This is a genomic window from Burkholderia sp. KL41 (genome assembly GCF_057005415.2).
Map to the genome: position 1 here is coordinate 1,988,671 of NZ_CM174447.1, position 25,777 is coordinate 2,014,447.

At 67.5% G+C, this 25,777-nt stretch carries 27 protein-coding genes; 11 read left to right on the forward strand and 16 right to left on the reverse strand.

Annotation, left to right across the window (positions count from 1 at the left end; all coding sequences use genetic code 11):
- Nucleotides 1-101: 101 nt before the first annotated feature.
- The 3 genes from lhpH to PQB87_RS26365 form a co-directional block, all read right to left on the reverse strand.
- Entirely contained in the window at nucleotides 102-1,109 is a 1,008-nt protein-coding gene (lhpH, locus tag PQB87_RS26355) for a trans-3-hydroxy-L-proline dehydratase (RefSeq protein WP_021159162.1), read from the reverse strand.
- Nucleotides 1,110-1,190: 81 nt separating this feature from the next.
- Nucleotides 1,191-2,312 carry a branched-chain amino acid ABC transporter substrate-binding protein gene (locus tag PQB87_RS26360; RefSeq protein WP_048023043.1) on the reverse strand — a complete coding sequence of 374 codons (1,122 nt, stop codon included), beginning with the start codon at nucleotides 2,310-2,312 and terminating at the stop codon, nucleotides 1,191-1,193.
- Between the two features lie 121 nt (nucleotides 2,313-2,433).
- Nucleotides 2,434-3,171, reverse strand: coding sequence for a FadR/GntR family transcriptional regulator (locus PQB87_RS26365; protein ID WP_059683474.1), 738 nt, complete (start codon nucleotides 3,169-3,171; stop codon nucleotides 2,434-2,436).
- A gap of 263 nt (nucleotides 3,172-3,434) precedes the next feature.
- Here PQB87_RS26365 and lhpI point away from each other — a divergent pair, with 263 nt between their 5' ends.
- From lhpI to PQB87_RS26380, 3 genes are all read left to right on the forward strand, one after another.
- A complete protein-coding gene (gene lhpI, locus PQB87_RS26370; RefSeq protein WP_059683472.1) occupies nucleotides 3,435-4,370 on the forward strand; it encodes a bifunctional Delta(1)-pyrroline-2-carboxylate/Delta(1)-piperideine-2-carboxylate reductase in 936 nt (311 codons plus the stop codon).
- Between the two features lie 167 nt (nucleotides 4,371-4,537).
- Nucleotides 4,538-4,942: a response regulator transcription factor gene (locus tag PQB87_RS26375; protein ID WP_027791549.1), complete on the forward strand. Its 405-nt coding sequence runs from the start codon at nucleotides 4,538-4,540 to the stop codon at nucleotides 4,940-4,942.
- A 16-nt stretch (nucleotides 4,943-4,958) separates the two neighbouring features.
- Nucleotides 4,959-5,738 carry a helix-turn-helix domain-containing protein gene (locus PQB87_RS26380; protein WP_021159167.1) on the forward strand — a complete coding sequence of 260 codons (780 nt, stop codon included), beginning with the start codon at nucleotides 4,959-4,961 and terminating at the stop codon, nucleotides 5,736-5,738.
- 57 nt (nucleotides 5,739-5,795) lie between these two features.
- Here the strand turns inward: PQB87_RS26380 and PQB87_RS26385 are convergent, their stop codons facing one another.
- The 6 genes from PQB87_RS26385 to PQB87_RS26410 all read right to left on the reverse strand — a co-directional run bounded on the left by PQB87_RS26385 (nucleotide 5,796) and on the right by PQB87_RS26410 (nucleotide 10,204).
- A complete protein-coding gene (locus PQB87_RS26385) occupies nucleotides 5,796-6,146 on the reverse strand; it encodes a hypothetical protein (RefSeq protein WP_021159168.1) in 351 nt (116 codons plus the stop codon).
- Between the two features lie 155 nt (nucleotides 6,147-6,301).
- A complete protein-coding gene (locus PQB87_RS26390; RefSeq protein WP_006479066.1) occupies nucleotides 6,302-6,541 on the reverse strand; it encodes a hypothetical protein in 240 nt (79 codons plus the stop codon).
- A 22-nt stretch (nucleotides 6,542-6,563) separates the two neighbouring features.
- Nucleotides 6,564-6,848 (reverse strand): DUF1488 family protein, encoded by a 285-nt coding sequence (locus PQB87_RS26395; RefSeq protein WP_027791546.1) that lies wholly within the window; start codon nucleotides 6,846-6,848, stop codon nucleotides 6,564-6,566.
- Between the two features lie 158 nt (nucleotides 6,849-7,006).
- Nucleotides 7,007-7,405, reverse strand: a complete 399-nt coding sequence (locus tag PQB87_RS26400; protein ID WP_021159171.1) for a DUF488 domain-containing protein — start codon at nucleotides 7,403-7,405, stop codon at nucleotides 7,007-7,009.
- A gap of 165 nt (nucleotides 7,406-7,570) precedes the next feature.
- Nucleotides 7,571-8,773, reverse strand: a complete 1,203-nt coding sequence (locus PQB87_RS26405) for an amino acid aminotransferase (protein WP_021159172.1) — start codon at nucleotides 8,771-8,773, stop codon at nucleotides 7,571-7,573.
- A 45-nt stretch (nucleotides 8,774-8,818) separates the two neighbouring features.
- Nucleotides 8,819-10,204: an amino acid permease gene (locus PQB87_RS26410; RefSeq protein WP_021159173.1), complete on the reverse strand. Its 1,386-nt coding sequence runs from the start codon at nucleotides 10,202-10,204 to the stop codon at nucleotides 8,819-8,821.
- 319 nt (nucleotides 10,205-10,523) lie between these two features.
- Between PQB87_RS26410 and PQB87_RS26415 the strand changes: the two genes are divergently transcribed.
- Complete coding sequence (locus tag PQB87_RS26415) at nucleotides 10,524-10,997, forward strand: Lrp/AsnC family transcriptional regulator (protein ID WP_059853705.1); 474 nt, start codon at nucleotides 10,524-10,526, stop codon at nucleotides 10,995-10,997.
- Nucleotides 10,998-11,023: 26 nt separating this feature from the next.
- Here PQB87_RS26415 and PQB87_RS26420 read toward each other — a convergent pair whose 3' ends face one another.
- Entirely contained in the window at nucleotides 11,024-11,935 is a 912-nt protein-coding gene (locus PQB87_RS26420) for an EamA family transporter (protein WP_153489586.1), read from the reverse strand.
- A gap of 349 nt (nucleotides 11,936-12,284) precedes the next feature.
- Between PQB87_RS26420 and PQB87_RS26425 the strand changes: the two genes are divergently transcribed.
- Complete coding sequence (locus PQB87_RS26425; protein WP_059683464.1) at nucleotides 12,285-13,958, forward strand: phospholipase C; 1,674 nt, start codon at nucleotides 12,285-12,287, stop codon at nucleotides 13,956-13,958.
- A gap of 103 nt (nucleotides 13,959-14,061) precedes the next feature.
- Entirely contained in the window at nucleotides 14,062-15,480 is a 1,419-nt protein-coding gene (locus tag PQB87_RS26430) for a cytochrome-c peroxidase (protein ID WP_489242894.1), read from the forward strand.
- A gap of 36 nt (nucleotides 15,481-15,516) precedes the next feature.
- Here PQB87_RS26430 and PQB87_RS26435 read toward each other — a convergent pair whose 3' ends face one another.
- The 5 genes from PQB87_RS26435 to PQB87_RS26455 form a co-directional block, all read right to left on the reverse strand.
- A complete protein-coding gene (locus PQB87_RS26435) occupies nucleotides 15,517-16,248 on the reverse strand; it encodes a class I SAM-dependent methyltransferase (protein WP_489242895.1) in 732 nt (243 codons plus the stop codon).
- A gap of 79 nt (nucleotides 16,249-16,327) precedes the next feature.
- Entirely contained in the window at nucleotides 16,328-17,638 is a 1,311-nt protein-coding gene (locus PQB87_RS26440; protein WP_489242896.1) for an NAD(P)/FAD-dependent oxidoreductase, read from the reverse strand.
- Entirely contained in the window at nucleotides 17,635-18,390 is a 756-nt protein-coding gene (locus PQB87_RS26445; protein ID WP_060061795.1) for an amino acid ABC transporter ATP-binding protein, read from the reverse strand. The genes PQB87_RS26440 and PQB87_RS26445 overlap by 4 nt, the downstream gene beginning before the upstream one ends.
- Nucleotides 18,387-19,043, reverse strand: coding sequence for an amino acid ABC transporter permease (locus PQB87_RS26450; RefSeq protein WP_006482843.1), 657 nt, complete (start codon nucleotides 19,041-19,043; stop codon nucleotides 18,387-18,389). Before PQB87_RS26450 ends, PQB87_RS26445 begins: the two co-directional genes overlap by 4 nt.
- Nucleotides 19,044-19,131: 88 nt before the next feature.
- On the reverse strand, nucleotides 19,132-19,908 hold the full coding sequence (locus tag PQB87_RS26455) for an ABC transporter substrate-binding protein (protein ID WP_027791537.1): 777 nt from the start codon (nucleotides 19,906-19,908) through the stop codon (nucleotides 19,132-19,134).
- A gap of 159 nt (nucleotides 19,909-20,067) precedes the next feature.
- Between PQB87_RS26455 and PQB87_RS26460 the strand changes: the two genes are divergently transcribed.
- Nucleotides 20,068-20,859 carry an IclR family transcriptional regulator gene (locus PQB87_RS26460; RefSeq protein WP_059683455.1) on the forward strand — a complete coding sequence of 264 codons (792 nt, stop codon included), beginning with the start codon at nucleotides 20,068-20,070 and terminating at the stop codon, nucleotides 20,857-20,859.
- Nucleotides 20,860-20,913: 54 nt separating this feature from the next.
- Here the strand turns inward: PQB87_RS26460 and PQB87_RS26465 are convergent, their stop codons facing one another.
- Nucleotides 20,914-21,366 carry a type VI secretion system amidase immunity protein Tai4 gene (locus PQB87_RS26465; protein ID WP_489242897.1) on the reverse strand — a complete coding sequence of 151 codons (453 nt, stop codon included), beginning with the start codon at nucleotides 21,364-21,366 and terminating at the stop codon, nucleotides 20,914-20,916.
- Nucleotides 21,367-21,660: 294 nt separating this feature from the next.
- Between PQB87_RS26465 and PQB87_RS26470 the strand changes: the two genes are divergently transcribed.
- From PQB87_RS26470 to PQB87_RS26485, 4 genes are all read left to right on the forward strand, one after another.
- Nucleotides 21,661-22,371 carry a GntR family transcriptional regulator gene (locus PQB87_RS26470; protein ID WP_021159184.1) on the forward strand — a complete coding sequence of 237 codons (711 nt, stop codon included), beginning with the start codon at nucleotides 21,661-21,663 and terminating at the stop codon, nucleotides 22,369-22,371.
- Between the two features lie 73 nt (nucleotides 22,372-22,444).
- Entirely contained in the window at nucleotides 22,445-23,251 is an 807-nt protein-coding gene (locus PQB87_RS26475) for an SDR family oxidoreductase (protein WP_027791533.1), read from the forward strand.
- Between the two features lie 35 nt (nucleotides 23,252-23,286).
- Nucleotides 23,287-24,219 (forward strand): 3,5-dioxohexanoate:acetyl-CoA acetone transferase, encoded by a 933-nt coding sequence (kce, locus tag PQB87_RS26480; protein WP_021159186.1) that lies wholly within the window; start codon nucleotides 23,287-23,289, stop codon nucleotides 24,217-24,219.
- A 222-nt stretch (nucleotides 24,220-24,441) separates the two neighbouring features.
- Nucleotides 24,442-25,770: an MFS transporter gene (locus tag PQB87_RS26485; RefSeq protein WP_489242898.1), complete on the forward strand. Its 1,329-nt coding sequence runs from the start codon at nucleotides 24,442-24,444 to the stop codon at nucleotides 25,768-25,770.
- Nucleotides 25,771-25,777: the final 7 nt, after the last annotated feature.

Genomic DNA, 25,777 nt, shown 5'->3' on the forward strand with positions numbered 1-25,777 from the left:
TCACACGCAAAAAAGGCGCGCGCTCCCTGACGGGAACGACGCGCCAAGCCTGGTACGACAAACGGGAAGCCGCGCAACGCGCGGCCGATCGGCGCGGCGACTCAGCGCACGAGAAAACCGTAGGTCAGTGGATCGCGTTCGTCGACGATCCAGTTCGCGAACCCGCAGATATGCGCGCTGCCTTCCACTTCCGGAATCACGGCGGGCATCCCGCCGACCGTCGTTTCGCGCAGCACGCGCCCCTTGAAGACCGTGCCGACGATCGATTCGTTGACGAGCGTGTCGCCGGCCGCGAGCAACCCGCGCTGGTAGAGCTGCGCGACCCGGCCGCCGGTGCCGGAGCCCGTCGGCGAGCGGTCGACCTCGCGATCCGCGAACACGCAGCAGTTCGCCTGCGTCGAGCCCGGATGGCGCGGCGCGTTCGCGATGATCGTGCCGTAGATGTGGTTGATTTCCGGAATCTCCGGATGCACGACCGGGTATTTCGCGTTCGCGGCGGCCTTCACTTCCGCGCCGAAGCGGATCAGCCTTTCCACTGCCGCTTCGCGCACCGGCAGGTCGAACGGCGCGCCGTCGACGTAGAAATAGAACGCGCCGCCGTACGCGATGTCGCCGGTCACGGTGCCGAACGACGGCGTCTCGACCGACACGTCGCGTTGCCAGATGAACGACGGCACGTTGACGAAGCGCACCGGCCCCGCATGCTCGCCGTCCCACTTCACGAAAGCCTCGATGAAGCCGCACGGCGCGTCGATGCCGACCCGCGTTTCCGGCACCGTGCGCTGCACCCAGCCGAGCTCGACGGCGGCGGTCGACAGCGCGATCACGCCGTGTCCGCAATGGTCGCTGTAGCCTTCGTTGTGCACGAAGATCACGCCGAAATCGGCATTCGGCGACACCGGCTCGGTGAGGTAGCCGCCGTACATGTCGGCGTGGCCGCGCGGTTCGAACATCAGCGCGCGGCGGATCTCGTCGGCGTTCTCCTTGAGCCACGCGCGGCGCTGGACGATCGTGTCGCCCGGCAGTCTCGGCAGCCCGCTCGTGACGATGCGGAACGCTTCGCCGCCCGTATGCACTTCGACGGTGGAAAGGGATCGGGAAATTTTCATGGTCGATCGGATGCGTGGAAACGAAGGACGGCGGTCGCGCCGCCGTCCGGTGACAGGCTTGTGCGGCGCTTGGTGCGCCGCTTATTTCGCGTAGGGTTCCGGCAGGCCGTTGCGGATCACGTAGACGGTTGTCGGCGCGCCCTTCAGGTCGCCGTTCGCGTCGAACGAATAGGTGCCCGCGACGCCCGCGTAGTTCGACTTCGCGAGCTGCGCGATCAGCTTCGCCTTGTCGGTGGTCGTCCCGGCCTTGACCATCGCATCGGCGAGCAGCTTCATCCCGTCGTAGTAGTTCACGCCGTAGACCTGCGTATCGGTGTGATACGTGTCGTGGTACTTCTTCAGGAATTCGCGGCCGGCCGCCGTCTTCTCGAGCGCGACGCCGCCCTGCGCGCAGTAGACGATCGATGCCGCGTCGCCCGCGACCTTGCCCATGTCGGCCGAGCAGATGCCGTCGCCGCCGAGCAGCTTCGCGCGCAGGCCGCGCTGCTTCATCTGCTTGGCCATCGGCGCCCCCTGTGCCGCATAGCCGCCGAGGAAGATCACGTCGGGGTTGCTGGCCTTGATCTTGGTGAGGATGCCGAGGAAATCGGTGGCCGACGAGTTCGTGTATTCCTGGTCGACGATCCTGATCCCGTTCGCCTTCGCGACGTTCATGAACTGTTCGGCGACGCCCTGCCCGTACGCGGTGCGATCGTCGATCACGGCGGCGGTTTTCGCGTTCAGCGTCTTCGCGGCGAACGTGGCCATCGTGCCGCCGAGCTGCTCGTCGCTCGCGCCGATCCGGAAGATGTTCTTGAAGCCCTGCTTGGTCAGCGCCGGGTTCGATGCAACCGGCAGCATCGGCACGCCGGCATTCGAGTACACGCGCGATGCGGGAATCGCCACGCCCGAGTTGTACGGACCGAGCACCGCGACGACGCCCTTGTCGACGAGGTTCTGCGCCACCTGCACGCCCGCTTTCGGGTCGGCCTGGTCGTCGTCGGAAACCAGTTTGAACGTGACGGTCTTGCCGGCGACCTTGATGCCGGCCTTGTTGAGTTCGTCGACGGCCAGGCGCGCGCCGTTTTCATTGTCCTTGCCGTTCGCGGCCTGCGGGCCGGTCAGCGGCGCCGAATGGCCGATCATCACGACTTCCTGCGCGTGCGCGGAAGTCAGCGCGCCGGCGGCAATGGCCACCGAAAGCGCGGTAACGAGGTGTCGCATGATGTCTCCTGATTGGTTTTGTGTGAAACCAATGTAGGACACGCGTGGTCACCGCGCAAGCAATTTCAAAATAAAGTGTTCGATTCTGGTCATTTTTCAGACCAAAACGATTCCGACGCGGTCACTTCGGCGCGATGTCGCGCCGCACGCGGCGAATGTGCTGTTCGACATAGAACGCCGCCGCATCCGCGTCGCCCGACACGATCGCCTCGTAGATCAGCCGATGCTCGGACACGTAGAGCCGGATCCGGCCCGCGTCGTAGATGCCGTCGTCCTTCAGCCGCTTCCACAGCGGCTGGTCCATCGTCTTCGCGACCTCGTCCGCGATCTTCACGATCAGCGCGTCGCCCGTCATCAACGCGAGTTGCCGGTGGAACAACCGGTCGCTCTCGTTCCACAGCGCCCGCTGATGGGGATCGTCGACGTCGGTAATGGTTTCCATCTGGGCCAGGTAGCGTTCGGCGCCGGGGTCGGCCCGGCCGTGCGCGGCCGCGAGGCGCGCGATCGCCGGCTCGAGGATCAACCGCACGTCGAGCGTCGACGTCGGGCTGAAATCGGCTTCGGACGCCTCGTGCGTGTCGCCGCGCTGCGCGAGCACGTCGAGCGGCGCCGCGACCACGTAGGTGCCCGAATTGCGCTTGGTGAACACGAGCCCTTCGTTCTGCAGCGCGCCGAGCGCTTCGCGCACGGCCGGCCGGCCGACCTGGAACAGCCCCGCGAGCTCGCGCTCGGACGGCAGCCGCGACTCGGCGGCGTAGCGCCCCGCGCGGATCTCGTCGCGGATCTTCTCGGCCACCTGCTCGTAGATCTGCAGCGGCTTGAATCCGCCTTCGAGTGAGTCGGGACGCGCGGACATCATCGTGTAGCTCCTGCCCGGTCGCGGGCGTGAATCTGGAATGGGTTCGCACTATACCGGAGCGCGCCGGCATCGAGGCCAAGGCGGCCCTTCTGGACAGATATTAGAACCAAAAACGGCGAGGTGCTTTATTTTCTGGGTGGCGGGCAGGCCAGAAAGTGGTATAAATTCGATCCACACTGCCCAGTGCCACGGTATCCGGCAGCTTTGTGGCGGGCGCGGCATGCGCCCGTCGTCCACGCTCACCGACGCATGCGACGTACACGATGACCGCGCTTTCCCCGATTCCCGTTTTCGATGCGGCCGACACGGCCGCGCTGCTCGACTACCCGGCGCTGCTCGCCACGCTCAGGCAGGCCGTCGCCGACTATGCGGCGGGCGAGATCGTCAGCCCCGAGCGCCTGGTCGTGCCGCTGCAGGCCGGCGGCGTGATGCTGTCGATGCCGTCGAGCGCGCGTGACCTCGCGACCCACAAGCTCGTGAACGTGTGCCCGGGCAACGGCGCACGCGGGCTGCCGACGATCCTCGGCCAGGTGACCGCGTACGACGCGACCACCGGCGAGATGCGCTTTGCGCTCGACGGCCCGACGGTCACCGGACGCCGCACGGCGGCCATCACCGCGCTCGGCATCCAGGCGCTGCACGGCGCCGCGCCGCGCGACATCCTGTTGATCGGCACCGGCAAGCAGGCGGCCAATCACGCGGAGGCGCTCGCGGCGATCTTTCCCGACGCGCGCCTGCACGTGCGCGGCAATCGCGCCGACAGCGCGGCGGCATTCTGCGCCGCGCACCGCGCGCACGCGCCGCATCTCGCACCGCTCGACGGCGACGCGGTTCCCGATTCGATCGACGTCGTCGTGACGCTGACGACGAGCCGCACGCCCGTCTACCGCGAAGCCGCGCGCGAAGGCCGGCTCGTGGTCGGCGTCGGCGCGTTCACCGCGGACGCCGCGGAAATCGACGCGAACACCGTGCGTGCCAGCCGGCTGGTCGTCGACGATCTGGCCGGCGCCCGCCACGAGGCCGGCGACCTGATCGTCGCGCAGGTCGACTGGCAGCAGGTCGCGTCGCTCGCCGACGTGCTGGGCGGCGCATTCGACCGTACCGGGCCGCTGCTGTTCAAGAGCGTCGGCTGTGCGGCGTGGGATCTGGCCGCGTGCCGAACCGCGCGCGATGCGCTGGACGCGCGCCGGGCCGGCTGATCCGGCAGCACGACCCGCCCGCCTCACACGCGGCACGTCACACCGGGGCCGCTCCGGCGATTTCCCGTACGCGTTGTAGGAATCGCCCTACAACGCGTCGCCGCGGCCTACATCAACTTCCAATTCGGCCGATTTCATTTTCGGCGGCGCAACACGATACTGCCGGCATGAATGCCAGCCAGTTGCCCGCCGCGCTCCGGGTGTTTCTCGTCGATCACGCCGTCGCCGTCCGACAGCGGATCGCGCTGCTCGTCGGCGCGATCCGCGGTGTCGCCGTCGTGGGCGAGGCGGAAGACGGCCAGGACGCGTGGACGCACATCCGCAGCAGCCAGGCGGATGTCGTGATCGTCGACCTGCGGCTGGCGGACGGCAGCGGCCTCGACCTGATCGGGACGCTGTCGAAGGCCGCGCCGCGCATCGTCACGATCGTGCTGACGAATCACTCGGCGCCGGCATTCAGAGAGGCATGCGCGTCGGCCGGAGCCGACTACTTCTTCGACAAGACCGTCGAATTCGACGCCGCATGCCGCGTCATCGAATCCCTGGTGCACGCTCGCGTGCACCGCCCCTGACGAGCCGGAGTGACTCATGTCCACAGCCACCGCCTGCGCCGCCGACGTATCCATCACGCCTCGGCCGACGATTCCGCTTCGCGCGGTCACGCGTGCCGACGCCGCCAAGCATCCCGCCGCGCGCTGCTCGGCGTGCGCGATGCGCTCGATGTGCCTGCCGCCGCAACTGACGGCCGCCGAATACGGCCGCCTCGACGCGATCATCTGCACGACCCGGCAGGTGCGCCAGGGCGACGCGCTGTTCCGCACCGACGATCCGTTCCAGAGCATCTACGCGGTGCGCGCGGGGTCGTTCAAGACGGTGATGATGCATCGCGACGGCCGCGAACACGTGACGGGCTTCCAGATTGCCGGTGAAACGCTCGGGATGGACGGCATCGGCAGCGGCCAGCACTGCTGCGACGCGATCGCGCTCGAAGACAGCGTCGTGTGCATCATCCCGTTCGGCGCGCTCGAAGCGGCGTGCCGCGAGATCAAGCCGATGCAGCACTTCCTCTACCAGATGCTGAGCAGCGAGATCGTCCGCGAATCGAGCCAGATGCTGCTGCTCGGCACGATGTCGGCCGAACAGCGCGTCGCGCAATTCCTGCTGAACCTGTCGTCGCGCTTCGAGGCACGCGGCTATTCGGCGACGGAATTCAACCTGCGGATGACGCGCGAGGAAATCGGCTGCTATCTCGGGATGAAGCTCGAAACCGTCAGCCGGATGTTTTCGCGGTTCCATCGCGAAGCGCTGGTCGAAACGCGCGGCAAGCGCGTGCGCATCATCGACTCGCAAGCGCTCGCCCGGGTCTGACCGGGCGCGCCGACGCCCGGCTGCCAGCGCGGCATCGCCGGCATCGCGTGCGATGCCTCATTGCGCCGGGCTGCCTGCCGCCGCGTCGCGCAGCCCCACCCTCGCACCGCCCGCCTGGCATGCGATCAGCGCCTGTTCGGCCTGCTTGAACGCGCGGCGAAGCGTGTCGTCCAAATCGTCGCCGACACACGCCGGCAGCAGCCAGCGCGACGTGTCGTGCATCACGAGGTCGAGCCGCACGTCGAACCGGCGCGCGCCATCGGCCGCGGCACGCGATTCGATGGCGAGGTGGCAGCCGCCGATCAGCGCGCGGAAGCGCTCGAGCCGCACCAGCAGCGCGCCGGCTTCGGCTTCGATCGCGGCGGTACCCGCGAATCCATGGCAGGCGATCTGCATGCCCACGCCCATGTCGTGTCTCCTGACGGGGCCGCCCGCTCGTCGACCGCCTTGCATATGCCGCCCGCATCGAAATGCGGCGGCAGGTGTTGCCCGTGGCACGGCGCGATTTCTTCGATCGCTGCCCGGCCGATAGTCTGCCCGCGCCTTCGTCGGCGCGGGATCGTTCATACGTTGAAGGTCTGCGACGCCTTCATCTCGATCCACGTCATGCCTGCCCGCAGCCCTTCGATCATCGCCTCCCGCTCGGTCGGATACGCATGGCTGTGCTCGAACGTATGGTGAAAGCGCGCGGCGCCAGCGCCATGCTCGACCGACACGCGGCAGCGGAATTCGCCCGATTCGCACGGGCGCGTCTCGACTTCGACGGACCAGTCGCGTTCGTGAATGTTGCCCTGCAGTGTCATGCACCCTCCTGCTGTATCCGTCTCAGAGCCGGAAGTGGCCGCTGTGCAGCAGCACCGGCCGGCCGCCGATTTCCTCGAGCATGCGTCGCGCCATCGCCTCGATCGCCGACCGGTGCGCTTCGAATGCGGCCAGCAGGTCGCGTTCGAGCAGCGACGGCGCGCCGAAATGATCTTCCAGCGCCTCGGCCGTGACCGCGCACTGCACGCAACGTCCGTCGACCAGCGCCGAAAACGCCACGACCAGGTCGCGTGCGCAATATTCGGGCGGTTCCGGCGGGAAGGCAATCTGCATCTGTCCGCCTGTCATCGTCGTGATCGCTCCATGACAAGAGCATAGTGGCGCGCGCGCCTCCACGCTTGACCCACGTCAACGGGTTCGCTGCGCCGCACGATGGGCGGCGGCAGCGTGCCGCCGCGACTGGCGACGACACGCTCGCTCGCTTTCAACCCGCCTTCAACCGACGCTCAACCCGCGTCGGGCTCGATCGTCGCGCCGCGTTCCGCGAGCAGTTCGCGCAGCACGCTGCGGTGGCAATGGCGTTCGTCGTCGCAATAGCAGCCGATCGAGAACGCGGTGGTCGCCGACAGGGCCGCCAGCAGGTCGAGCACCTTCGGCGCATCGCCATGCGCCATCTCCGCGCGGAAGTGACGCCGGAACGCATTCCATTCGGCGTCCGTTTCGGCGGCCTGCGCCTGCGCGACGAGTTCCGGGCTCGGCGACAACGTCGGCAGCCATACATCATAGTAGTTGCGCGACGCGAATTCCGCCTTCGGCACGCCGCGCGGCGGCCGCCGCACCGTGCCGATCCGCAGGCCCTCGCCGGCCGCGCGCGGCGTGCCGAGCTGGATGATCCGGATGCCCATGTCGCTCCTGTTCGTGTTGCGTCCGATTGCGTGATCGTACCGCCGCGCCTGCGCCCGCGTCAGCCGGGTGGCGGACATTGCGGCCGCACAACGAAAAACCGGCTGCCCCCTTTGCGGGAGACAGCCGGTTCGGCCAGCCGCGTGGCGCGCCGGGGCGCGCGGCGATCAGACGCCGCTCTTCAGCACCTTGCCGATCGCATCGGCCACGATGGCGACGTTCGAGTCGTTCAGGCCCGCGACGCACATCCGGCCCGAACGCAGGATGTACACGCCATGCACTTCGCGCAGCGCGTCGACCTGCGATTCGGTCAGGCCCGTGTACGTGAACATCCCGCGCTGCTTCACGTAGCGCGTCAGTGCCTCGCCGCTGACATGGTCGCGCAGGCCGTCATGGATCGACTGGCGCATCCGCGCGATGCGGCGGCACATCGCCGCCAGTTCCTCTTCCCACTGCTTGCGCAGCGCCGGCGTGCCGAGCACGGCGGCCACGACCTTCGCGCCGTAGGTCTGCGGGTTGCTGTAGTTCGAGCGCACGGCGCCGGCCAGCTGGCCGAGCACGCGGTCGGCCGCCGCGGCATCCTCGCAGACGACGCTCAGGCCGCCCACGCGCTCACCGTACAGCGAGAAGTTCTTCGAGAACGAGTTCGCGACCAGCGCCGGCACGCCGCGGCGGGCCAGTTCGCGCACCGCGAACGCGTCCGCGTCGAGGCCCGCGCCGAAGCCCTGGTAGGCCATGTCGACGAACGGCAGCAGCCCGCGCGCCTCGATCACGTCGATCAGCTTCTCCCACTGGCCTTCGTCGAGGTCGACGCCGGTCGGGTTATGGCAGCACGCGTGCAGCAGCACGATGCTGCGCGCCGGCAGCGCGTCGATCGCCGCGAGCATCGCGTCGAACTTCAGGCCGCCCGTCGCCTCGTCGTAGTACGGATACGTGTTCACCGTGAAGCCGGCGCGCTCGAAGATGAAGCGGTGGTTTTCCCAGCTCGGATCGCTGAGCCACACCTGCGAATCCGGGAAATAGCGCTTCAGGAAATCGGCGCCCACCTTCAGTGCGCCGGAGCCGCCGAGCGTCTGCAGCGTCGCGATGCGGCCGGCCGCGCGGGCCGGGTGATCGGCGCCGAACACGAGCGCCTGCACGGCGTCGCGATACGCGGCGAGGCCGACCATCGGCAGGTACGGCTTCGCGCCGAGGTCGCGCTGCAGCGCGGTTTCGGCTTCGCGCACGGCGCCCATCACCGGAATCCGGCCTTCGGCGTCGAAGTAGATGCCGATGCTCAGGTTGACCTTCTGGTCGCGCGGATCTTTCTGGAAGTTCTCGTTGAGCGTCAGGATCGGGTCGCCCGGGTACGCGTCGATGTGTTCGAACATGGCTTGAGTCTGTCTCGTTTGGAAGAATGATCGGGCCGGCCTGCGTCAGCGTGCGGATGCGCCGTCGTGCACCGCATAGCCTGCATTCTTCTGACGGAAGCGATACCCGACCGCGAGCACCGCGAGCCATACCGGGATCAGGTACACCGACAGGCGGAGATCCGGCGTCAGGTACATCACGACGAGAATGCCGGCCATGAATGCCAGGCACAGGTAATTCGTGAAAGGATAGCCCAGACTGCGGAAGGAAGTCTCCTCCCGGGCCGCACGCTTCGCCTGGCGGAACTTCAGGTGGATCAGCGTGATCATCGCCCAGTTGATGATCAGCGCCGACACGACGAGGCCCATCAGCACCTCGAACGCCTTGCCCGGCATGAAATAGTTGACCAGCACGCACACGCCGGTCGCGAGCGCCGACGCGCCGAGCGCGGCGAGCGGAATGCCGCGCTTGTTCACCGAGCACAGCACCTTCGGCGCATTGCCCTGCTGCGCGAGGCCGAACAGCATCCGGCTGTTGCTGTACACGCCGCTGTTGTAGACCGACAGCGCGGCCGTCAGCACGACCACGTTCAGCACGTTGGCCACCAGGTTGCTGCTCAGCGCGTGGAAGATCAGCACGAACGGGCTGCCGCCGGTGACGACCTTTTCCCACGGATACAGCGACAGCAGCACGGCGAGCGCGCCGATGTAGAAAATCAGGATCCGGTAGATCACCTGGTTGGTCGCGCGCGGAATGCTGCGCTTCGGATCGTCGGCCTCGGCCGCGGTGATGCCGATCAGCTCCAGCCCGCCGAACGAGAACATGATGGCGGCCATCGACATCACGAGCCCCGACACGCCGTTCGGGAAGAAGCCGCCGTGCTGCCACAGGTTCCGGACGCTCGCCTCCGGGCCTGCATGGCCGCTCGCGAGCAGCCAGCCGCCGAAGCCGATCATGCCGACGATCGCGGCGACCTTGATGATCGAGAACCAGAATTCCGTCTCGCCGTACGACTTCACGCTCGCCAGGTTGAGGAGGTTGATCGCGACGAAGAACACCAGCGCCGACACCCAGGTCGGCACGCCGGGCCACCAGTACTGCACGTAGATCCCGACGGCCGACAGCTCGGCCATGCTGACAAGGATGTACAGCACCCAGTAGTTCCAGCCCGACAGGAAGCCGGTGAAGTGGCCGACGTACTTGTTGGCGAAGTAGCTGAACGAGCCGGCGACGGGCTCGTCGACGACCATCTCGCCGAGCTGGCGCATGATGAAGAACGCGACGATGCCGGCCACCGCGTAACCGAGCAGCACGGACGGGCCGGCCATCTTGATCGTCTGCGCGATGCCGAGGAACAGCCCCGTGCCGAGCGCGCCGCCGAGCGCAATCAGCTGGATGTGCCGGTTCTTCAGCCCGCGCTTCAGGCCGTCGCTCTCGTTTCCAGAAACCATGTCTTCTCCACTCTGTCCGCCTCCGCCTGAAGCGGGGTGCGGCGCGCCTCGGTGTGCCGGGCGCTGTTTTGCTGTGCCGGGGCCGTTCGTGGAGCCGCCGGGTTGGGGACTGCAATCTTCGCGTGGCGGCGCCCGATTCGCGTCGGCGTCCCCGCCAGACCGGCCGCCGACCGTCGCCGCGCCCGCCTTGCTGCGATCGCACACGAAAATCCGGCGTCAGTTTAGCGTCGCGACGGCGAAATCGGGTTTCGTAACCCGTTCATGCAAACCCTACATTATGAGATAAGATTGCACCCAGGAGACGGATGAGGAAATAAAAATGCATGAACCGGTTCTGGATCGCCTCGATCGCCACTTGCTCGCGATCCTGCAGGAGAACGGCCGCGCGTCGAACCTCGATCTGGCGAAGGCGGTCGGCCTGTCGCCCGCGCAGACACTGCGCCGCCACCGGCGGCTGGAGGAAATCGGCGCGATCCGCCGCTACGAAACCCGGCTGTGCCCCGACACGCTCGGTTTTGGCGTCACCGCCTTCGTGCACGTGACGATGGAGCGCGGGCATATCCGCGACCTGTCGAAGTTCCAGAAACTGGTGTCGGATCTCGCGCAGATCCAGGAGTGTTTTTCAGTGACGGGCGATATCGACTACGTGCTGAAGGTCGTCGCGCGCGACCTGAAGGGGCTGTCCACGTTCCTGCTCGAGACGCTGATGCGCATTCCCGGCGTGAGCGGCGTGCATTCGAGCGTGTGCCTCGACGAGATCAAGTGCACGAGCGCGATGCCGGTGGAAAGCTGAAGCACCGGGCCGCACGCGCGGCCCGCTTACCTCACCGCCTCGAACGCACTGATCAGCAATGCCCCCGCCGCGATCACCACGCATCCCGCCGCCCGGCGCGGCGTCAGCCGCTCGCCGAGATACACGCGTGCGATCAGCGCCGCGAACACCACGCTCGTTTCCCGCAGCGCCGATACCGGCCCCATCGGCGCGCGATCCATCGCCCAGATCACGATGCCGTACGCGAGCGCCGCGAACACGCCGCCGCACGCGGCCTTCGCCGTTTCGCCGACATCCTGCGTCAGCCGTAACGGCCCCGCCCGCAGCCGGTAGTACGCGGCAATCATCGCGCCCGTCAGCACGAACATCCACGCGGTATAGCCGACCGTGTTGCCGCTTTCCCGCACGCCGATTCCGTCGACCACGCTGTACGCCGCGATCGACACGCCGGTCGCGAACGCGGTCGGCAGGACCTGCATCATCCGGTGCTTCGCGTCGCGCCCTCGCTCCAGGCCGATCGCCAGGATGCCCGCGCAGATCAGCACGAGCCCGCATTGCGCGCCGGCATTCAGGTGCTCGCCCGCGAACACCGCCGCGCCGAGCGTGACCAGCAGCGGCGCGGTGCCGCGCGCGACCGGGTATGCGACGGTCAGGTCGCCGTGCTCGTAGGCACGCACCAGCAGCAGCGTATAGACGACGTGGATCACGGCCGATGCGACGACGCAGAGCCAGCTCGCGGGCGTGATCGGCGCCGCGGCCGGCAGGAACAGCAGCGCGAACAGCCCGATCGCGATCTGCAGCACGGTGGCCGACCGCAGCCGGTCGCCGCTGCTGCGCACGAGCGCATTCCATGACGCATGCAGGAATGCGGCACACAGAACGGCAAACAGAACGGGGATCGGCACGATGAGTACTCGCTGACGGTCGGCCACGCCAAATCGTCGCCGCAGGGCGTTCATCGTATGAATACGTCATCCGATTGTCAAAAAGCTTGCGCGATGCAGCACGTTGCGCGAACCGGGCAGCGATGCCCTTTCGTCCGCCCCGTGCGGCATCCGCGGCAATCGCCCCGCCCGCCGCGGAATGTGACGCAAAGGTGGCAGGCGGTCTGCCCCTTTCCGTTCTCTTTCGGTTCGCGTCCCGGCGTAATGAAATCGATACCGCAGCGCAATCGGCGCGAAACCACTCCGTCCCCATATCTTCATACGGGACTGTTCCAATGCGCGTGCTCTCTCACGAGCTCCGCGCCGAACCGACACGGCGACGGGGCCGCTCTCCACCATCGAAGACCTTACCTGGAGTTTCCCGATGTTCCGTCAAGCCTTGCTCGTCACCGCCTGCGCAGCCGCGGCGCTGGCGCTGTTCGCCTGCGGCGGCAGCGACGATCCCACGTCGACGCCTGCCGTGTCGTCGCAGGATGCGCTGCAGACCGCCACGCCGATCAAGCACGTCGTCGTGATCTATGGCGAAAACATCTCGTTCGACCACTACTTCGGCACCTACCCGAACGCGACGAACCCGTCGGGCGAACCGGCGTTCGCCGCGAAGGCCGGCACGCCGACGCCGAACGGCCTGACGGGCACGCTGCTCACCGCGAACCCGAACTTCACGAACACGGCCAACGGCACCGACGCGGCGAACCCGTTCCGCCTCGACCGCACGCAGGCCGCGACCGCCGACCAGAACCATGCGTACACGGCCGAACAGCAGGCCGAGGACAACGGCCTCGCCGACCTGTTCCCGAAATACACCGGCAAGGGCTCGTCCGGCGGCGCCGGCGCGTTCGGCACGAAGGGCCAGGTGATGGGCTACTTCGACGGTAACACCGTGACCGCGCTGTGGAATTACGCCCAGCGCTTCGCGATGAGCGACAACACGTACACAACGGTCTATGGGCCGTCGACGCCGGGCGCGCTGAACGTCGTGTCGGGCCAGACCAACGGGATGCAGATCGTCAAGACGTCGAAGCAGCCGTCGACGCTCGCGTCCAGCTCGTACTACATCAATGACGGCCAGGGCGGCTTCACGATGATCAACGACGTCGACCCGGGTTTCGACGTGTGCTCGAGCACGACCGACCAGGCGATGATGACGGGCAAGAACATCGGCGACCTGCTGAACGGCGCGAAGATCACGTGGGGCGGCTTCATGGGCGGCTTCAACCTGTCGACGACGAACGGCAACGGCACGACGGGCTGCGCGCGCAGCACGGTCGCGACCGCCGTGAACGCCGCGACGGCCGACTACATCCCGCACCACAACTGGTTCCAGTACTACGCGTCGACCGCGAACCCGCAGCACACGCGCCCGAGCTCGGTCGCGGCGATCGGCTCGAGCGTCCAGACCGACGGCAAGACCGCCGAACCCGCGAACCACCAGTACGACACGGACGACTTCTTCGCCGCCGTGAAGGCCGGCAACTTCCCGTCGGTCAGCTACCTGAAGGCCCCGGCCGCACAGGATGCGCACGCAGGCTATTCGGATCCGCTCGACGAGCAGGCGTTCGTGACGAAGGTCGTCAACTTCCTGCAGCAGCAGCCGGACTGGCAGAACACGGCCGTGATCGTCACCTATGACGACTCGGACGGCTGGTACGACCACGTGTACACGGCACCGACGCGGGCGTCGTCCGACCCGGTCGACCAGGTCAACGGCAACGGCAAGTGCGGCACGGGCGGCACCACCGGCGTGAACGGCGCGACCGTGAACGGCCGCTGCGGCCCGGGCGTGCGCATTCCGCTGATCGTGATCTCGCCGTATGCGAAGCAGAACTACGTCGACCACACGATGCTCGACCAGTCGTCCGTCGTGCGTTTCATCGAGGACAACTGGCTGGGCGGCCAGCGCATCGGCGGCGGTTCGTTCGATGCGACGGCGGGCGACCTGCGCGCGCTGTTCGACTTCTCGTCGAAGCCGAACACGACGCCGCTGTACCTCGACCCGACGCTCGGCACCGCATTGAGCGCGGCACCGGCGATCTGACCGGTATTGCATGACCGCATGGCCGGCGCCTCACGCGACGGCCGTTTCCGTTTGTTCCGTTCAACGCGCAGCTTCGTGCGGCGCCCGATTTCCGACCGACAGCATGACAGCTCGCCCCGCGTTCCCGTCTCCCGACGCCTCCGGCACCTCCGCGCCGCGCGCCCCTTCCCGCCTTCTGCGCCGCGCGGCATTCGCGATCGGCGCCGCCGTGCTCGGCTACGGCGCGTTCGCGATCGCGTTTCCCGCGCAGGTACCGGCGGCGATCGGCACCGTCGTCGCCGACTGGACGGGTGCGAACCCGCATCCGGTCGTGCTGCAGCGGCCCGTCGCGCAGCCGCTGTCGGCAGTTGCGCAGCTCGGGCGCGCGCTGTTCGCCGACCCGTCGCTGTCCGCGTCGGGCAAGCAGTCGTGCGCGTCGTGCCACAGCCCCGATCACGCGTACGGCCCGCCGAACGCGCTCGACGTGCAGCCGGGCGGCCTCGCGATGACGCAGCAGGGTTATCGCCCGCCGCCTTCGTTGATGTACCTTTACCGCCAGCCGAACTTCAGCATCGGCCCCGACGCCGGTGAAAACGACGCCGCACCGAGCGTCGCGCAGCAGGCCGCTTCGGCCGCCGGCGTGGTGAAGGCGCAGAAGGTGGCCGGCACGTCGGCCGCGCCGCAACTCGTGCCGCAGGGCGGGATGTTCTGGGATGGCCGCGCCGATACGCTCCAGCAACAGGCGTTCGGCCCGCTGCTGAATCCGGTCGAGATGGCGAACGCGAGCATCGACGACGTCGCGCGCAAGCTCGCGCAGTCGTCGCACCGCGCACAGCTCGAGCAGCTGTTCGGCGCGCGCGTGTTCGACAGCCCGCAGCTCGCGGTATCGGAAGCGATGTTCGCGATCGCGCGCTACCAGGTGGAGGATCCGTCGTTCCACCCGTACAACAGCAAGTACGACCGCTGGCTCGAAGGCCGTGCGCGGCTGACTCGGGCCGAACTGCGCGGGCTGCGCCTGTTCAACGACCCGGACAAGGCGAATTGCGCGGGCTGCCACCTGTCGAAGCCCGGCAAGGACGGGTTGCCGCCGATGTTTACCGACTACCAGTACGAGGCGCTCGGTGCGCCGCGCAACCAGCAGCTCGCGCAGAACCGCAACCCGGCGTTCCACGATCTCGGCGTGTGCGGGCCGTTCCGCGACGACCTGAAGGACCAGACGCAGTATTGCGGGATGTTCCTCACGCCGACGCTGCGCAACTCGGCGACGCGCCACGTGTTCTTCCACAACGGCGTGTTCCACACGCTCGACCAGGTGATGGCGTTCTACAACGAGCGCAGCATCTCGCCGCAGAAGTTCTATTCGCGCGGCGCGGACGGCAAGGTCGACGAGTACGACGACATTCCGCCGAAATACCGCGCGAACGTCGACGTGACCGATGCGCCGTTCGATCGCAAGCCGGGCGACAAGCCTGCGATGACGGCACAGGACATCAGGGATATCGAAGCGTTTCTGGGAACCTTGAACGACGAGCCGGCGCGCTGAGCGGCCGGCTATCGGTTGCCGTGCGCGCCGTGTTCGTCAGCGGCGCGCACGGATGCACAGGAAGGCCGGCGCCAGCGACAGTTCCGCATGGAGCCGCTCCGATACGGCCTTCATCTCGGGTAGCGGTGTCGGTTCGACGAAACGGTCGAGATGCCAGCCGGCGTCGGCGAGCGCATTCAGGATGTCGGCGAGCGGCCGGCGCCAGGCCTCGACGTAGGGTTTCGGTTCGCCGAAGCCCGACCAATGGAAGCCGAAACGGCTCGTATCGAAGTACGTGCCGTCCCCGCGCGTGCGCTCGTCCATCCAGTCTCGCATCGGATGCGCCATCGAGAACACCAGCGTCGCGCCCGGCCGCGCGACGCGTCTGAATTCGCGCAGCGTCGGCGTCAGATCGCGCACGTAGTCGAACGCGAGCGAGCACAGGATCTTGTCGAAAGCGTGGTCGGGCAGCCAGTCGAGCGGCGCCGCGAGATCGCCTTCCGCGACGTCGACCGCGAGCCCCGCGCAACGCGCCTTCGCGAGCGCGACCATCTCGGGCGTGATGTCGAACGCGTGGACGGTCGCACCGTGGCGCGCGAGGTGCTCGCTGCAGATGCCGGGCCCGCAGCCGGCGTCGAGCACCGCCAGGCCGTCGACGTCGCCGAGTAGCGCCATCGCGGCCGGCCGCTCGTAGAGCGCGTTGTGCGCCTTGGTCGGCGCGATGTCCGCGTAGCGTTGCGCGAAGCTCGCGTACACGCGGCGGGCGGACGGTTCGTTCGGGTCGGTCATGCGGCATCCGTCGGTGGAGACTGGGCAGGCCGATTCTGCCCGATCCGACGGCGGCTGGCGACCTGCCTTCGCGCCGGCGTCAGGACAGGCTGTCGAGCAACCGATACCACGCGACCCCGGCCGCGATATAGAAGCGCTGCAACCCGTGGAACGGGATCGGGCGGATCGGCGTGACCCGGAACGGCAGCGGCAGTTGCGCATCGCCCGACAGATGCGCGGCCAGGTGCTTGCCGAGCGTCGTCGCCATCGCGATGCCGCGGCCGTTGTAGCCGAGCGCGATCGTCACGCCCGGCGCGGGCTCGTGCACGTGCGGCAGGAAATCCGCGGTGATCGCGACGCGCCCCGCCCAGCGGTATTCGAACCGGACGCCCTTCAGTTGCGGATACAGCAGCGTCGTCGCGCGTTCGAGGTGGCGCCAGTCGCTCGGCGCGCCCGGGTCGGCGAACGGGCCGCGGCCGCCCATCAGCAGGCGCCCGGCCGCGTCACGGCGGAAGTACAGCAGCAGACGCCGTGCGTCCGATGCGACCTCGCCGCCGGCGAGGATGTCGCGACCGAGTTCCGGCGCGAGCGGTTCCGTCGCGACGATGAAGCTGTTCGCGGCGATCACCGACTGGCGCAAGCCGGGCCACAGCCCGTCGGTATAGCCGTTGGTCGCGATCACCACGCGGTCCGCCGACACCGTCGCGCCGCTGGCCGTCGCAACCTGCCAGCGGCCGTCGGCGCGCGTCAGCCCGACGGCGCGGGTCGACCCATGCACGACCGCCCCGCTCGCCTGCGCCGCGCGCACGAGGCCGCGCGTATAGCTGAGCGGTTGCACGCTGCCCGCGCGGCGATCGATCCAGCCGCCCGCGTAGGCATGCGTGCCGAGTCGACGCGCGACTTCGTCGCGGCCAAGCACGTCGACCGGCGCGCCGCGCGCGGCCCATTGCTGCGCGCGACGTGCGACCGTGTCGAGCATCGCGGCGGTCGGCGCCGGCTGGATCCAACCGTGGCGGCGCGCATCGCAGTCGATCGCGTGTCGCGCGATCAGGTCGAATACCGTGTCGGCCGCGCCGCCGACGATGCCGGCAAGCTGTTCGCCGGCCTCGTCGCCGAACCGGCGGACCAGTTCGTCGGGGTCGTATTTCAGCCCGGGAATCACTTGCCCGCCGTTGCGGCCCGATGCGCCCCAGCCCGGCTGCGCGCCGTCGATCACACGGACGTTGACGCCGCGTTCGGCCAGATGAAGTGCGGTCGACAGGCCCGTGAAACCCGCGCCGACGATCGCCACGTCGCACGACACGGACGCGTCGAGCGCGGGCGTATCGGGCGCCGGCGCGGCGGTTGCCGCCCACAGCGAATCCGGCCACTGCGCGTCGGGCCGTCCGGGTGCCGCGTTCGTTGCGCTCATGTTCGATCCGGGTGGTCGGCGCCGTCCGACGCCAGCAGGCGACGCAGGAATTCCTGCGTGCGGGGATGGGTCGGCTGCGTCAGCACGTCGCGCGCCGGTCCGCTTTCGCAGATCGTGCCGTCGTGCAGGAAGCACACGCGATCGGCCACCTCGCGTGCGAATGCCATTTCGTGCGTGACGACCACCATGGTCATCCCGTCGCGGGCAAGCCCGCGCATCACGCCGAGCACTTCGCCGACGAGCTCGGGGTCGAGCGCCGACGTCGGCTCGTCGAACAGGATCGCCTGCGGCGCCATCGCGAGCGCGCGTGCGATCGCGACGCGCTGCTGCTGGCCGCCCGACAGTTCCGACGGATACGCGTTCATCCGGTGCGAAAGCCCGACCTTGTCGAGCAGCGCACGCGCCTGCTCGCGTGCCTGCGCGGCCGGCATGCGCCGCACGTGCACGGGCCCTTCCATCACGTTCTCGAGCGCCGTGCGGTGCGCGAACAGGTTGAAGCGCTGGAACACCATGCCGACCCGCATCCGCAGTTCGTGGATCCGCTTCGAATGCGCGTCGACCTTCACGCCGTCGATCGTGATCGACCCTTCGTCGTAGGTCTCGAAGCCGTTGATACAGCGCAGCACGGTCGACTTGCCGGAACCGGACGGCCCGATCAGGCACACGACTTCACCCGCCTGCACGTCGAGGCTCACGCCCTTCAGCACCGCGTGCTGCTGAAACCGTTTATGGATGGAATCGATCCGGATCATGCGCCTCTCCTCAGTGCGAGCCGCTTGCCGAGCCGGTTCACGCCGAACATCAGCGGCAAGCCAAGCGCGAGATACAGCAGCGCGACGAGCGTGTAGACGCTCATGTTCTGGAACGTCGACGACGCGATCAGCTGGCCGGCGCGCGTGATCTCGGCGACCGTGATCGTCGACGCGACCGACGAATCCTTCAGCAACATCACCAGCGTGTTGCCGTAAGGCGGCAGCGCGATGCGGAACGCCTGCGGCAGCACCACGCGCCGCATGATCATCGGCCCACGCATGCCGATCGCATGCGCGGCCTCGATCTGGCCGCGGTCGATCGCCTCGATGCCCGCGCGGAAGTTCTCGGCCTGATACGCCGAATACGCGATGCCGAGACCGAGCACGCCAGCCTGGAATGCCGACAGTTGCACGCCGAGATCAGGCAGCACGAAGTACATGTAAAACAGCTGCACGATGATCGGCAGCCCGCGGATCACGTTGACGATCGTGCTGCCGGCCGTCGAGACGGCACGATTGCGCGACACCTTCAGCAGCGCAAGGATCAGCCCGAGCACCGAGCTGAGCACGAACGCGCATGCGGTGATCTCGATCGTGACTACCGCGCCCTTCAGCAGGATCGGCAGGAAATCGATCGCATTCTGAAAAAACATGAGGTCTCCTATTCGACGGCCGGACGGCCCGCCGCCGGGAATGCCCGCGACGCGCGGGCGATGCCGGTCGGGAATCGAATGCCGACGCTCAGCTCATGTGCCACTTCTGCAGGATCTGCTGCAGCGTGCCGTCGCTCTTCATCTTGCGGATCGCGCCGTTGAGCTGTTCGAGTGTCGCAGTGTCACCCTTGCGCACGATGAAGCACACCTGCCCCTTCACGACGCTCTGGTATTCCGGCACGAGCCGCACCTGGCGATTGACGCCGTGTTCGATCTGGTACGCGACGATCGGCTGGTCGGCGAAGCCGGCCTTGATGCGCCCGAGCGCGACGTCGCGCATGATGTCGGCGATCGAATCGTAGGTCCGGACTTCCTTGAAGATGCCCTTCTTGTTGAGCGCATCGACGAACGCCGTGCCGACCTGCGCGCCGACTACCTGGTCCTTGAAATCGTCCATCGACGTATAGCGGCCCGGGTCGTCGGCCTTCACGATCAGGCCTTCGCCGAATGAGTAGACGGTGTCGGAGAAATCGACGACCTGCTGGCGCGCCGGCGTCTTCAGCATCGCGGCCGAGATGATGTCGATCTTCTGCGTGGTGAGCGACGGGATCAGCGCCGAGAACACGGTCTGCTGCACGTCGACGCGAAACCCGGCCGACTTCCCGGCTGCCGTGATCGCATCGACCATCATCCCCTGGATCGAATTGCTCTTGACGTCGAGAAACGTGAACGGCACGCCGGTAGCCGTCGCGCCGACCTTCAGCGTCGGCTCGGCCGCAACGGCACCCGCCGAAGCCGTGGAGAGAGCGATACAGGTGGCGAAACCGGCGGCCAGTGCGCCGAACCGCTTGATGAACGGAACCATGGTGACTCCTTCTCGAATAATCCGGGCGCCGGCCGGTCGCTGATCGACACTGCGACGATGGCCTGATCTTAAAACGAATCAAAAACATCGCAAATAGATTTTTGCGTATCGATATTCGATACGATATGATGCGATATCGAATCGATTCCGCTCCTCGCCATGGAAACGTCGCCCGACCAAGCAAACGATCTGCTGTTCAACCAGTCGCTGGAAAAAGGGCTGAACGTGCTGCGCGCGTTCAGCGCGAAACGGCGCACGATGACGCTGGCGGAGGTGGCCGACGCGGCGGGGATGACGAAAAGCTCCGCGCAGCGGATGGTCTATACGCTCGAGAAGCTCGGCTACATCCGCAAGCATCCGGTCACGCGGCGTTACCAGCTCACGCCGCACGTGATGCGGATCGGCTTCAACTATCTCGCCGCCGACACGTTGATCGACGTCGCGAATCCGTTCCTGTCCGAGCTCACGAACCTGACCGGCGAAACCACCAACCTCACCGAGCCGGACGAGGACGAAATGGTGTACGTCGCGCGTTTCGTGTCGACCAAGTTTGTGCCGATTCACATGCCGATCGGCAGCCGCATCCCGATGTACTGCACCGGCAGCGGCCGCGCGTTCCTGAGCGCGTTGCCGCCGGACGATGCACGCGCACGGCTCGACGGCATGGCGCGCACGCCGCATACGCCGCGCACGGTCACGGCACTCGACGATCTCGTTGCGCTGCTCGACAGCGCGCGGCGGGAAGGCTACGCGACCAACCAGGAAGAACTGTTCATCGGGGACATGTCGATCGCGGCGCCCGTGCTCGGCAGTCAGGGGCAGCCGGTCGCGGCCGTGCACGTGGTCGCGCCGACGAGCCGCTGGACGTTCGACGACGCGCGCCGCAAGCTCGCGCCGGCGGTGATCGACTGCGCGCGCGGGATCAGTAACTCGATCCGGACGCTTGAATAGCGTCGGCAAAATGGCATACGGCGCGCCGTTGCGTTGCGCAACGGCGTTCGATCGCTACCGCGGCTTCGGCGTATGCTCGGCCAGGTCAGTACGGTTCGGGCGCGATACGAGTTGCTTCGTTGCAGTGTCCAGTTCCTTGCCGTGATACAGATCGATGCACTTCAGGAAGTCGAACTTCACGTCCCCGACTTCCGATTCGACAACCGGATTCCGATAGTCTCGAGCCAGATACTTCGCGACCAGCGCGTGGATCACGTCCGGCGCACGTTCCATGTCGTAGTAGGTCCAGTCACGCAACGCGCTGGTGCTGCTGCCGATGTCCTTGCTCGCGCCGGGCGCCTGCTTGTATGCGGTAGCCAGACATTCCGCGAGCACCATGTCCTTGAAGTTCTGGAGATAAGTTCGTGAGCCTGCCTCAGGCGCCGCTTGTGCGGCGTCCTTCGCCACGACCATCGCCGGTTGAAACGCGATGTACGCCAACACGGCAGCGATCCGGACTCCCCTCATGACAGACTCCAAAAATTTGCGCGATCGGAACGATACCGCGCGCCCGGTTCGTTGAAGTAACCATGGTCGCGCCCCGGATGCTCGCGTCCGTCGTCCTCCGCGGCCGGACCTCGAGGATCGGATCAAATCCCGACGGGGAAAAGTATGGCCGACTGTCGCCGACAGCCTCTTCGTCCACCCACCCCCTCGTTTTCCCCGATCCCGTTCATCTTGACTCCGCCGCACCGATCGACAAAACTTCGCACATCGCAAGTGTGATCACAGATCGCAGATCAATCCCAGGAGAACCCCGCCTTGGCGCCTCGTATCGTCCCGCCCGCACTAAAAGCCATCGAACAGGAAACGATGGCCGACAAGGTCTACCAGCAACTGCGCGAAGCGCTGATGAGCGGCCGCTTCGCGCCCGGCCAGGCTCTGAGCCTGCGCAGCGTCGCCGAGGCAGTCGGCTCGTCGACGATGCCCGTGCGTGCCGCGCTCACGCGGTTGCGCGCCGAGCGCGCGCTGGTCGACGGCCCGAACCGGGCGCTCGTCGTTCCGCCGATGACGCTCGACATGCTCGACGAACTGCGCGACGTGCGGATCGCCCTCGAAGGCTGCATCGCCGAGCGCGCGTGCGCCCGGATGACCGACGCGCAGATCGCGGTCGTGCGCAAGACCTGCGAGACGATGCAGGCACACGTCGAGGCCGGCCGCTCGCGCGCCTACCTGCAAAGCAATTTTGCGTTCCACAGCGCGATCTACGCGCACGGCGCCAGCGAAAACACGCTCGCGATCGTCGAGAACCTGTGGATGCGCGTCGGCCCGTTCCTCAACATGGTCGCGCTCGACATCCCGCACATGCGGCGCTCGATGGACGCGCACCGTGCCATCGTCGATGCACTCGAGCGACGCGACGGCGCGGGCGTGCGGGCCGGCATCGCGCTCGACATCGGCGGCGCCGCGCACGATCTTGCCGAGACGCTGCGGGCCGAACAGACACCGCGGACCGTGAACGCGAAACCGTAGCCGCCGCCCGCCTCGACCCGCCGAATCGCGAGCGGCCGCAATCCGATTACACCAACGATGGAGACAACCCGGCATGACAGCTTCCGACCTGCTGAAACCCTATGACGGCCTGCGCGTCCTCGTGACGGGCGGCGCGTCGGGCATCGGTCTCGAAATCGCCGACGCGTTCGCCGAATGCGGCGCGCGCGTGCACGTGTGCGACGCCTCGCAAGCCGCGATCGCGGCGCTCGCCGACCGGCCGCCGCGCGCCGCGGCAGGCGCGATCAGCGCGACGCTGGCCGATGTATCCGACCCGGCCGCCGTCGAGCGCGTGTTCGCCGACGTGTCGACCGGGCTCGGCGGCCTCGACGTGCTGGTCAACAACGCGGGTATCGCCGGCCCGACCGGCGGCATCGACGAAATCGACCCCGTGCAGTGGGAACAAACCGTCGCGATCAACCTGAACGCGCAATTCCAGTTCGCGCGCCGCGCGGTGCCGCTGCTGCGCGAGTCGAAACACGGCGGCGCGATCATTGCACTGTCGTCGGTCGCCGGCCGGCTCGGTTATGCGTTCCGCACGCCGTATGCGGCCACCAAATGGGCGGTGGTCGGCCTCGTGAAGAGCCTCGCGATCGAACTCGGGCCGCTCGGCATCCGCGTGAACGCGATCCAGCCCGGCATCGTGCGCGGCCCGCGGATGCGCCGCGTGATCGAGGCGCGCGCGCAGCAGCTCGGCATCGGCTACGACGACATGGAGAAGCGCTATCTCGAGAAGATCTCGCTGCGGCGCATGACCGATCCGGCCGAGATCGCCGCGACCGCGCTGTTCCTGTGCTCGCCGGGCGGGCATGGCATCACCGGGCAGGCGATCTCCGTCTGCGGCAACGTCGAAGTGCTCTGACGCGTCCTGCATCGTTCATCGAAAGGAATCCATCCGTGGCAAACGCTCGCAAAGTCATCATCACCTGTGCGCCGACCGGCGCGATCCATACGCCGTCGATGTCGCCGTACCTGCCCGTCACACCGCACGAAATCGAAACCGCCGCGGTCGCGGCCGCACGGGCCGGCGCGGCGATCCTGCACCTGCACGCACGCAACCCGTCCGACGGCAAGCCGACCCAGGATCCGGCCGTGTTCGCCGAATTCCTGCCGCGCATCAAGGCGCAGACCGACGCGGTGATCAACCTCACGTCGGGCGGCAGCCCGCACATGACGGTCGACGAACGGCTGCAGCCCGCGCTGCATTTCCAGCCCGAGGTCGCGTCGTTGAACATGGGCTCGATGAACTTCGGGCTGTACCCGATGCTCGAGCGCTTCCGCGAACTGAAGCATCCGTGGGAACGCGAACATCTCGAGAAAAGCCGCGATCTCGTGTTCAAGAATACGTTCGCGGACATCGAGACGATCCTCACGCGCTGCGGCGCGAACGGCACGCGGTTCGAGTTCGAGTGCTACGACATCTCGCATCTGTACAACCTCGCGCACTTCGTCGATCGCGGGCTCGCGAAACCGCCGTTCTTCGTGCAAAGCGTGTTCGGCCTGCTCGGCGGGATCGGCGCGCACCCGGAAGACCTGATGCACATGCGCCGGACGGCCGACCGCCTGTTCGGCAGCGATTACGTGTGGTCGATCCTCGGCGCGGGCCGCAACCAGATTCCGCTCGCGACGATCGGCGCCGCGCAAGGCGCGAACGTGCGCGTCGGGCTCGAGGATTCGCTGTGGATCGCGCCCGGCAAGCTCGCGGAATCGAGCGCCGCGCAAGTCCTGAAAATGCGTCAGGTGCTCGAAGGCCTGTCGCTCGAGATCGCAACGCCGGCCGAGGCGCGCGCGATGCTCGCGCTCAAGGGCGGCGACGCCGTGAATTTCTGATCGCCGGGTCGCCCCCAAACACCCGCATTCGCAAGCGCAGTGACAAGGCGCCGGCCCGAACCGGCCGGCGCCAGGACGCCCTTCATCGCCCCGCTCCGTTCGAGCGCCGCCGGCGCGGCTCCGTCGACTGCCCATCCGCTGCCTGCCGCGCAGCGGCATTTGCCGAACGCGGCGCGCCGTGCTTGCCGTGCGCGCCGGTTCGCCCTTACCGGAGTCGTCCGCATGTCCACTCATCACGCTCAGGCCCTGTCGTCCACCGCGACCGACGCGAACGCGTCGCTGAACCGGCTGCTGTTCCGCAAACTCATGCCGCTGCTGATCGCCGCGTACGTGATCAGCTTTCTCGACCGCACCAACATCGCGTTCGCCAAACATTCGATGGGCGTCGATCTCGGCATCTCATCGGCCGCATACGGGCTCGGCGCGGGGCTGTTCTTTCTCACCTACGCGCTCTTCGAGATCCCGAGCAACCTGGTCATGCATCGCGTCGGGGCACGCTTCTGGATCACGCGGATCATGATCACGTGGGGCGCGCTGTCGGTCGCGATGGCGTTCGTCCGCGGCGAGACATCGTTCTACGTGATGCGCCTGCTGCTCGGCGTGGCCGAAGCCGGCCTGTTTCCCGGCGTGATGCTGTATCTGACGTACTGGTTCGGCCGGGAGGAACGTGCGCGCGCCACCGGCTATTTCCTGCTCGGCGTGTGCATTGCGAATATCGTCGGCGGGCCGCTGGCCGGTGCGCTGATCGAACTCGACGGCACGCTCGGTTTCCACGGCTGGCAATGGCTGTTCGTCGTCGAAGGCATTCCGGCGATCCTGCTCGCGTTCTTCGTATGGACACGCTTGCCGGACCGTCCGAGCGCCGCGCCGTGGCTCGCCCCGGAAACCGGCCGCGCGCTCGAGCGCAAGCTGGCCGCCGAACAGGACGCGGGCGTCGCCGCGCACGGTGGCCACGCGTTCGGCGCCGCATTGCGCGACCCGCAGATCTGGCTCGCGATCTTCGTGTACTTCTGCCACCAGTTGACCATCTACACGGTGATCTTCTTCCTGCCGGGGATCATCGGCGCGTCGGGACGTCTGTCGCCGGTCGCGGTCGGGTTGCTGACGTCGCTGCCCTGGCTCGCCGCCGCACTCGGGGCCGGGACGCTGCCGCGCTTCGCACGCGAGTCGCGTCATTCGCGGCGGATGCTGTGCGCAGGGCTCGCGATCATGGCGGCCGGGATGGTCGGCGCCGCGCATGCGTCACCGTTGGCGGGCCTGCTCTGCGTGTGCGTGGCCGCGTCGATGTTCTTCGTCGTGCAGTCGATCGTGTTCACGTTTCCGGCGTCGCGGCTCGCCGGCAGTGCGCTGGCCGGCGGGCTCGGGCTCGTGAATACGTGCGGGTTGCTCGGCGGCTTCGTCGGGCCCACCGTCGTCGGCGCGATCGAACAGGCGACCGGCAATGCAAAGAACGGGCTGACGCTGCTGGCGGCCGCGCTCGTCGTCGCGGCATTCGCGAGCCTCGCGTTGCGTCACGGGCACGAGCGCGCCGACGTGCGGTCGCGCGGCTGAAAGGCAG

Coding starts and splice junctions, on each gene's coding strand:
- lhpH (WP_021159162.1), bottom strand. CDS start 1,109: ATGAAAATTTCCCGATCCCTTTCCACCGTCGAAGTGCATACGGGCGGC.
- PQB87_RS26415 (WP_059853705.1), top strand. CDS start 10,524: ATGCATGAACCGGTTCTGGATCGCCTCGATCGCCACTTGCTCGCGATC.
- PQB87_RS26390 (WP_006479066.1), bottom strand. CDS start 6,541: ATGACACTGCAGGGCAACATTCACGAACGCGACTGGTCCGTCGAAGTC.
- PQB87_RS26405 (WP_021159172.1), bottom strand. CDS start 8,773: ATGTTCGAACACATCGACGCGTACCCGGGCGACCCGATCCTGACGCTC.
- PQB87_RS26450 (WP_006482843.1), bottom strand. CDS start 19,043: ATGTTTTTTCAGAATGCGATCGATTTCCTGCCGATCCTGCTGAAGGGC.
- PQB87_RS26430 (WP_489242894.1), top strand. CDS start 14,062: ATGACAGCTCGCCCCGCGTTCCCGTCTCCCGACGCCTCCGGCACCTCC.
- PQB87_RS26395 (WP_027791546.1), bottom strand. CDS start 6,848: ATGACAGGCGGACAGATGCAGATTGCCTTCCCGCCGGAACCGCCCGAA.
- PQB87_RS26445 (WP_060061795.1), bottom strand. CDS start 18,390: ATGATCCGGATCGATTCCATCCATAAACGGTTTCAGCAGCACGCGGTG.
- PQB87_RS26360 (WP_048023043.1), bottom strand. CDS start 2,312: ATGCGACACCTCGTTACCGCGCTTTCGGTGGCCATTGCCGCCGGCGCG.
- PQB87_RS26410 (WP_021159173.1), bottom strand. CDS start 10,204: ATGGTTTCTGGAAACGAGAGCGACGGCCTGAAGCGCGGGCTGAAGAAC.
- PQB87_RS26385 (WP_021159168.1), bottom strand. CDS start 6,146: ATGGGCGTGGGCATGCAGATCGCCTGCCATGGATTCGCGGGTACCGCC.
- PQB87_RS26375 (WP_027791549.1), top strand. CDS start 4,538: ATGAATGCCAGCCAGTTGCCCGCCGCGCTCCGGGTGTTTCTCGTCGAT.
- PQB87_RS26425 (WP_059683464.1), top strand. CDS start 12,285: ATGTTCCGTCAAGCCTTGCTCGTCACCGCCTGCGCAGCCGCGGCGCTG.
- PQB87_RS26460 (WP_059683455.1), top strand. CDS start 20,068: ATGGAAACGTCGCCCGACCAAGCAAACGATCTGCTGTTCAACCAGTCG.
- PQB87_RS26420 (WP_153489586.1), bottom strand. CDS start 11,935: ATGAACGCCCTGCGGCGACGATTTGGCGTGGCCGACCGTCAGCGAGTA.
- PQB87_RS26475 (WP_027791533.1), top strand. CDS start 22,445: ATGACAGCTTCCGACCTGCTGAAACCCTATGACGGCCTGCGCGTCCTC.
- PQB87_RS26380 (WP_021159167.1), top strand. CDS start 4,959: ATGTCCACAGCCACCGCCTGCGCCGCCGACGTATCCATCACGCCTCGG.
- PQB87_RS26400 (WP_021159171.1), bottom strand. CDS start 7,405: ATGGGCATCCGGATCATCCAGCTCGGCACGCCGCGCGCGGCCGGCGAG.
- PQB87_RS26465 (WP_489242897.1), bottom strand. CDS start 21,366: ATGAGGGGAGTCCGGATCGCTGCCGTGTTGGCGTACATCGCGTTTCAA.
- PQB87_RS26435 (WP_489242895.1), bottom strand. CDS start 16,248: ATGACCGACCCGAACGAACCGTCCGCCCGCCGCGTGTACGCGAGCTTC.
- PQB87_RS26455 (WP_027791537.1), bottom strand. CDS start 19,908: ATGGTTCCGTTCATCAAGCGGTTCGGCGCACTGGCCGCCGGTTTCGCC.
- PQB87_RS26485 (WP_489242898.1), top strand. CDS start 24,442: ATGTCCACTCATCACGCTCAGGCCCTGTCGTCCACCGCGACCGACGCG.
- lhpI (WP_059683472.1), top strand. CDS start 3,435: ATGACCGCGCTTTCCCCGATTCCCGTTTTCGATGCGGCCGACACGGCC.
- PQB87_RS26365 (WP_059683474.1), bottom strand. CDS start 3,171: ATGATGTCCGCGCGTCCCGACTCACTCGAAGGCGGATTCAAGCCGCTG.
- PQB87_RS26440 (WP_489242896.1), bottom strand. CDS start 17,638: ATGAGCGCAACGAACGCGGCACCCGGACGGCCCGACGCGCAGTGGCCG.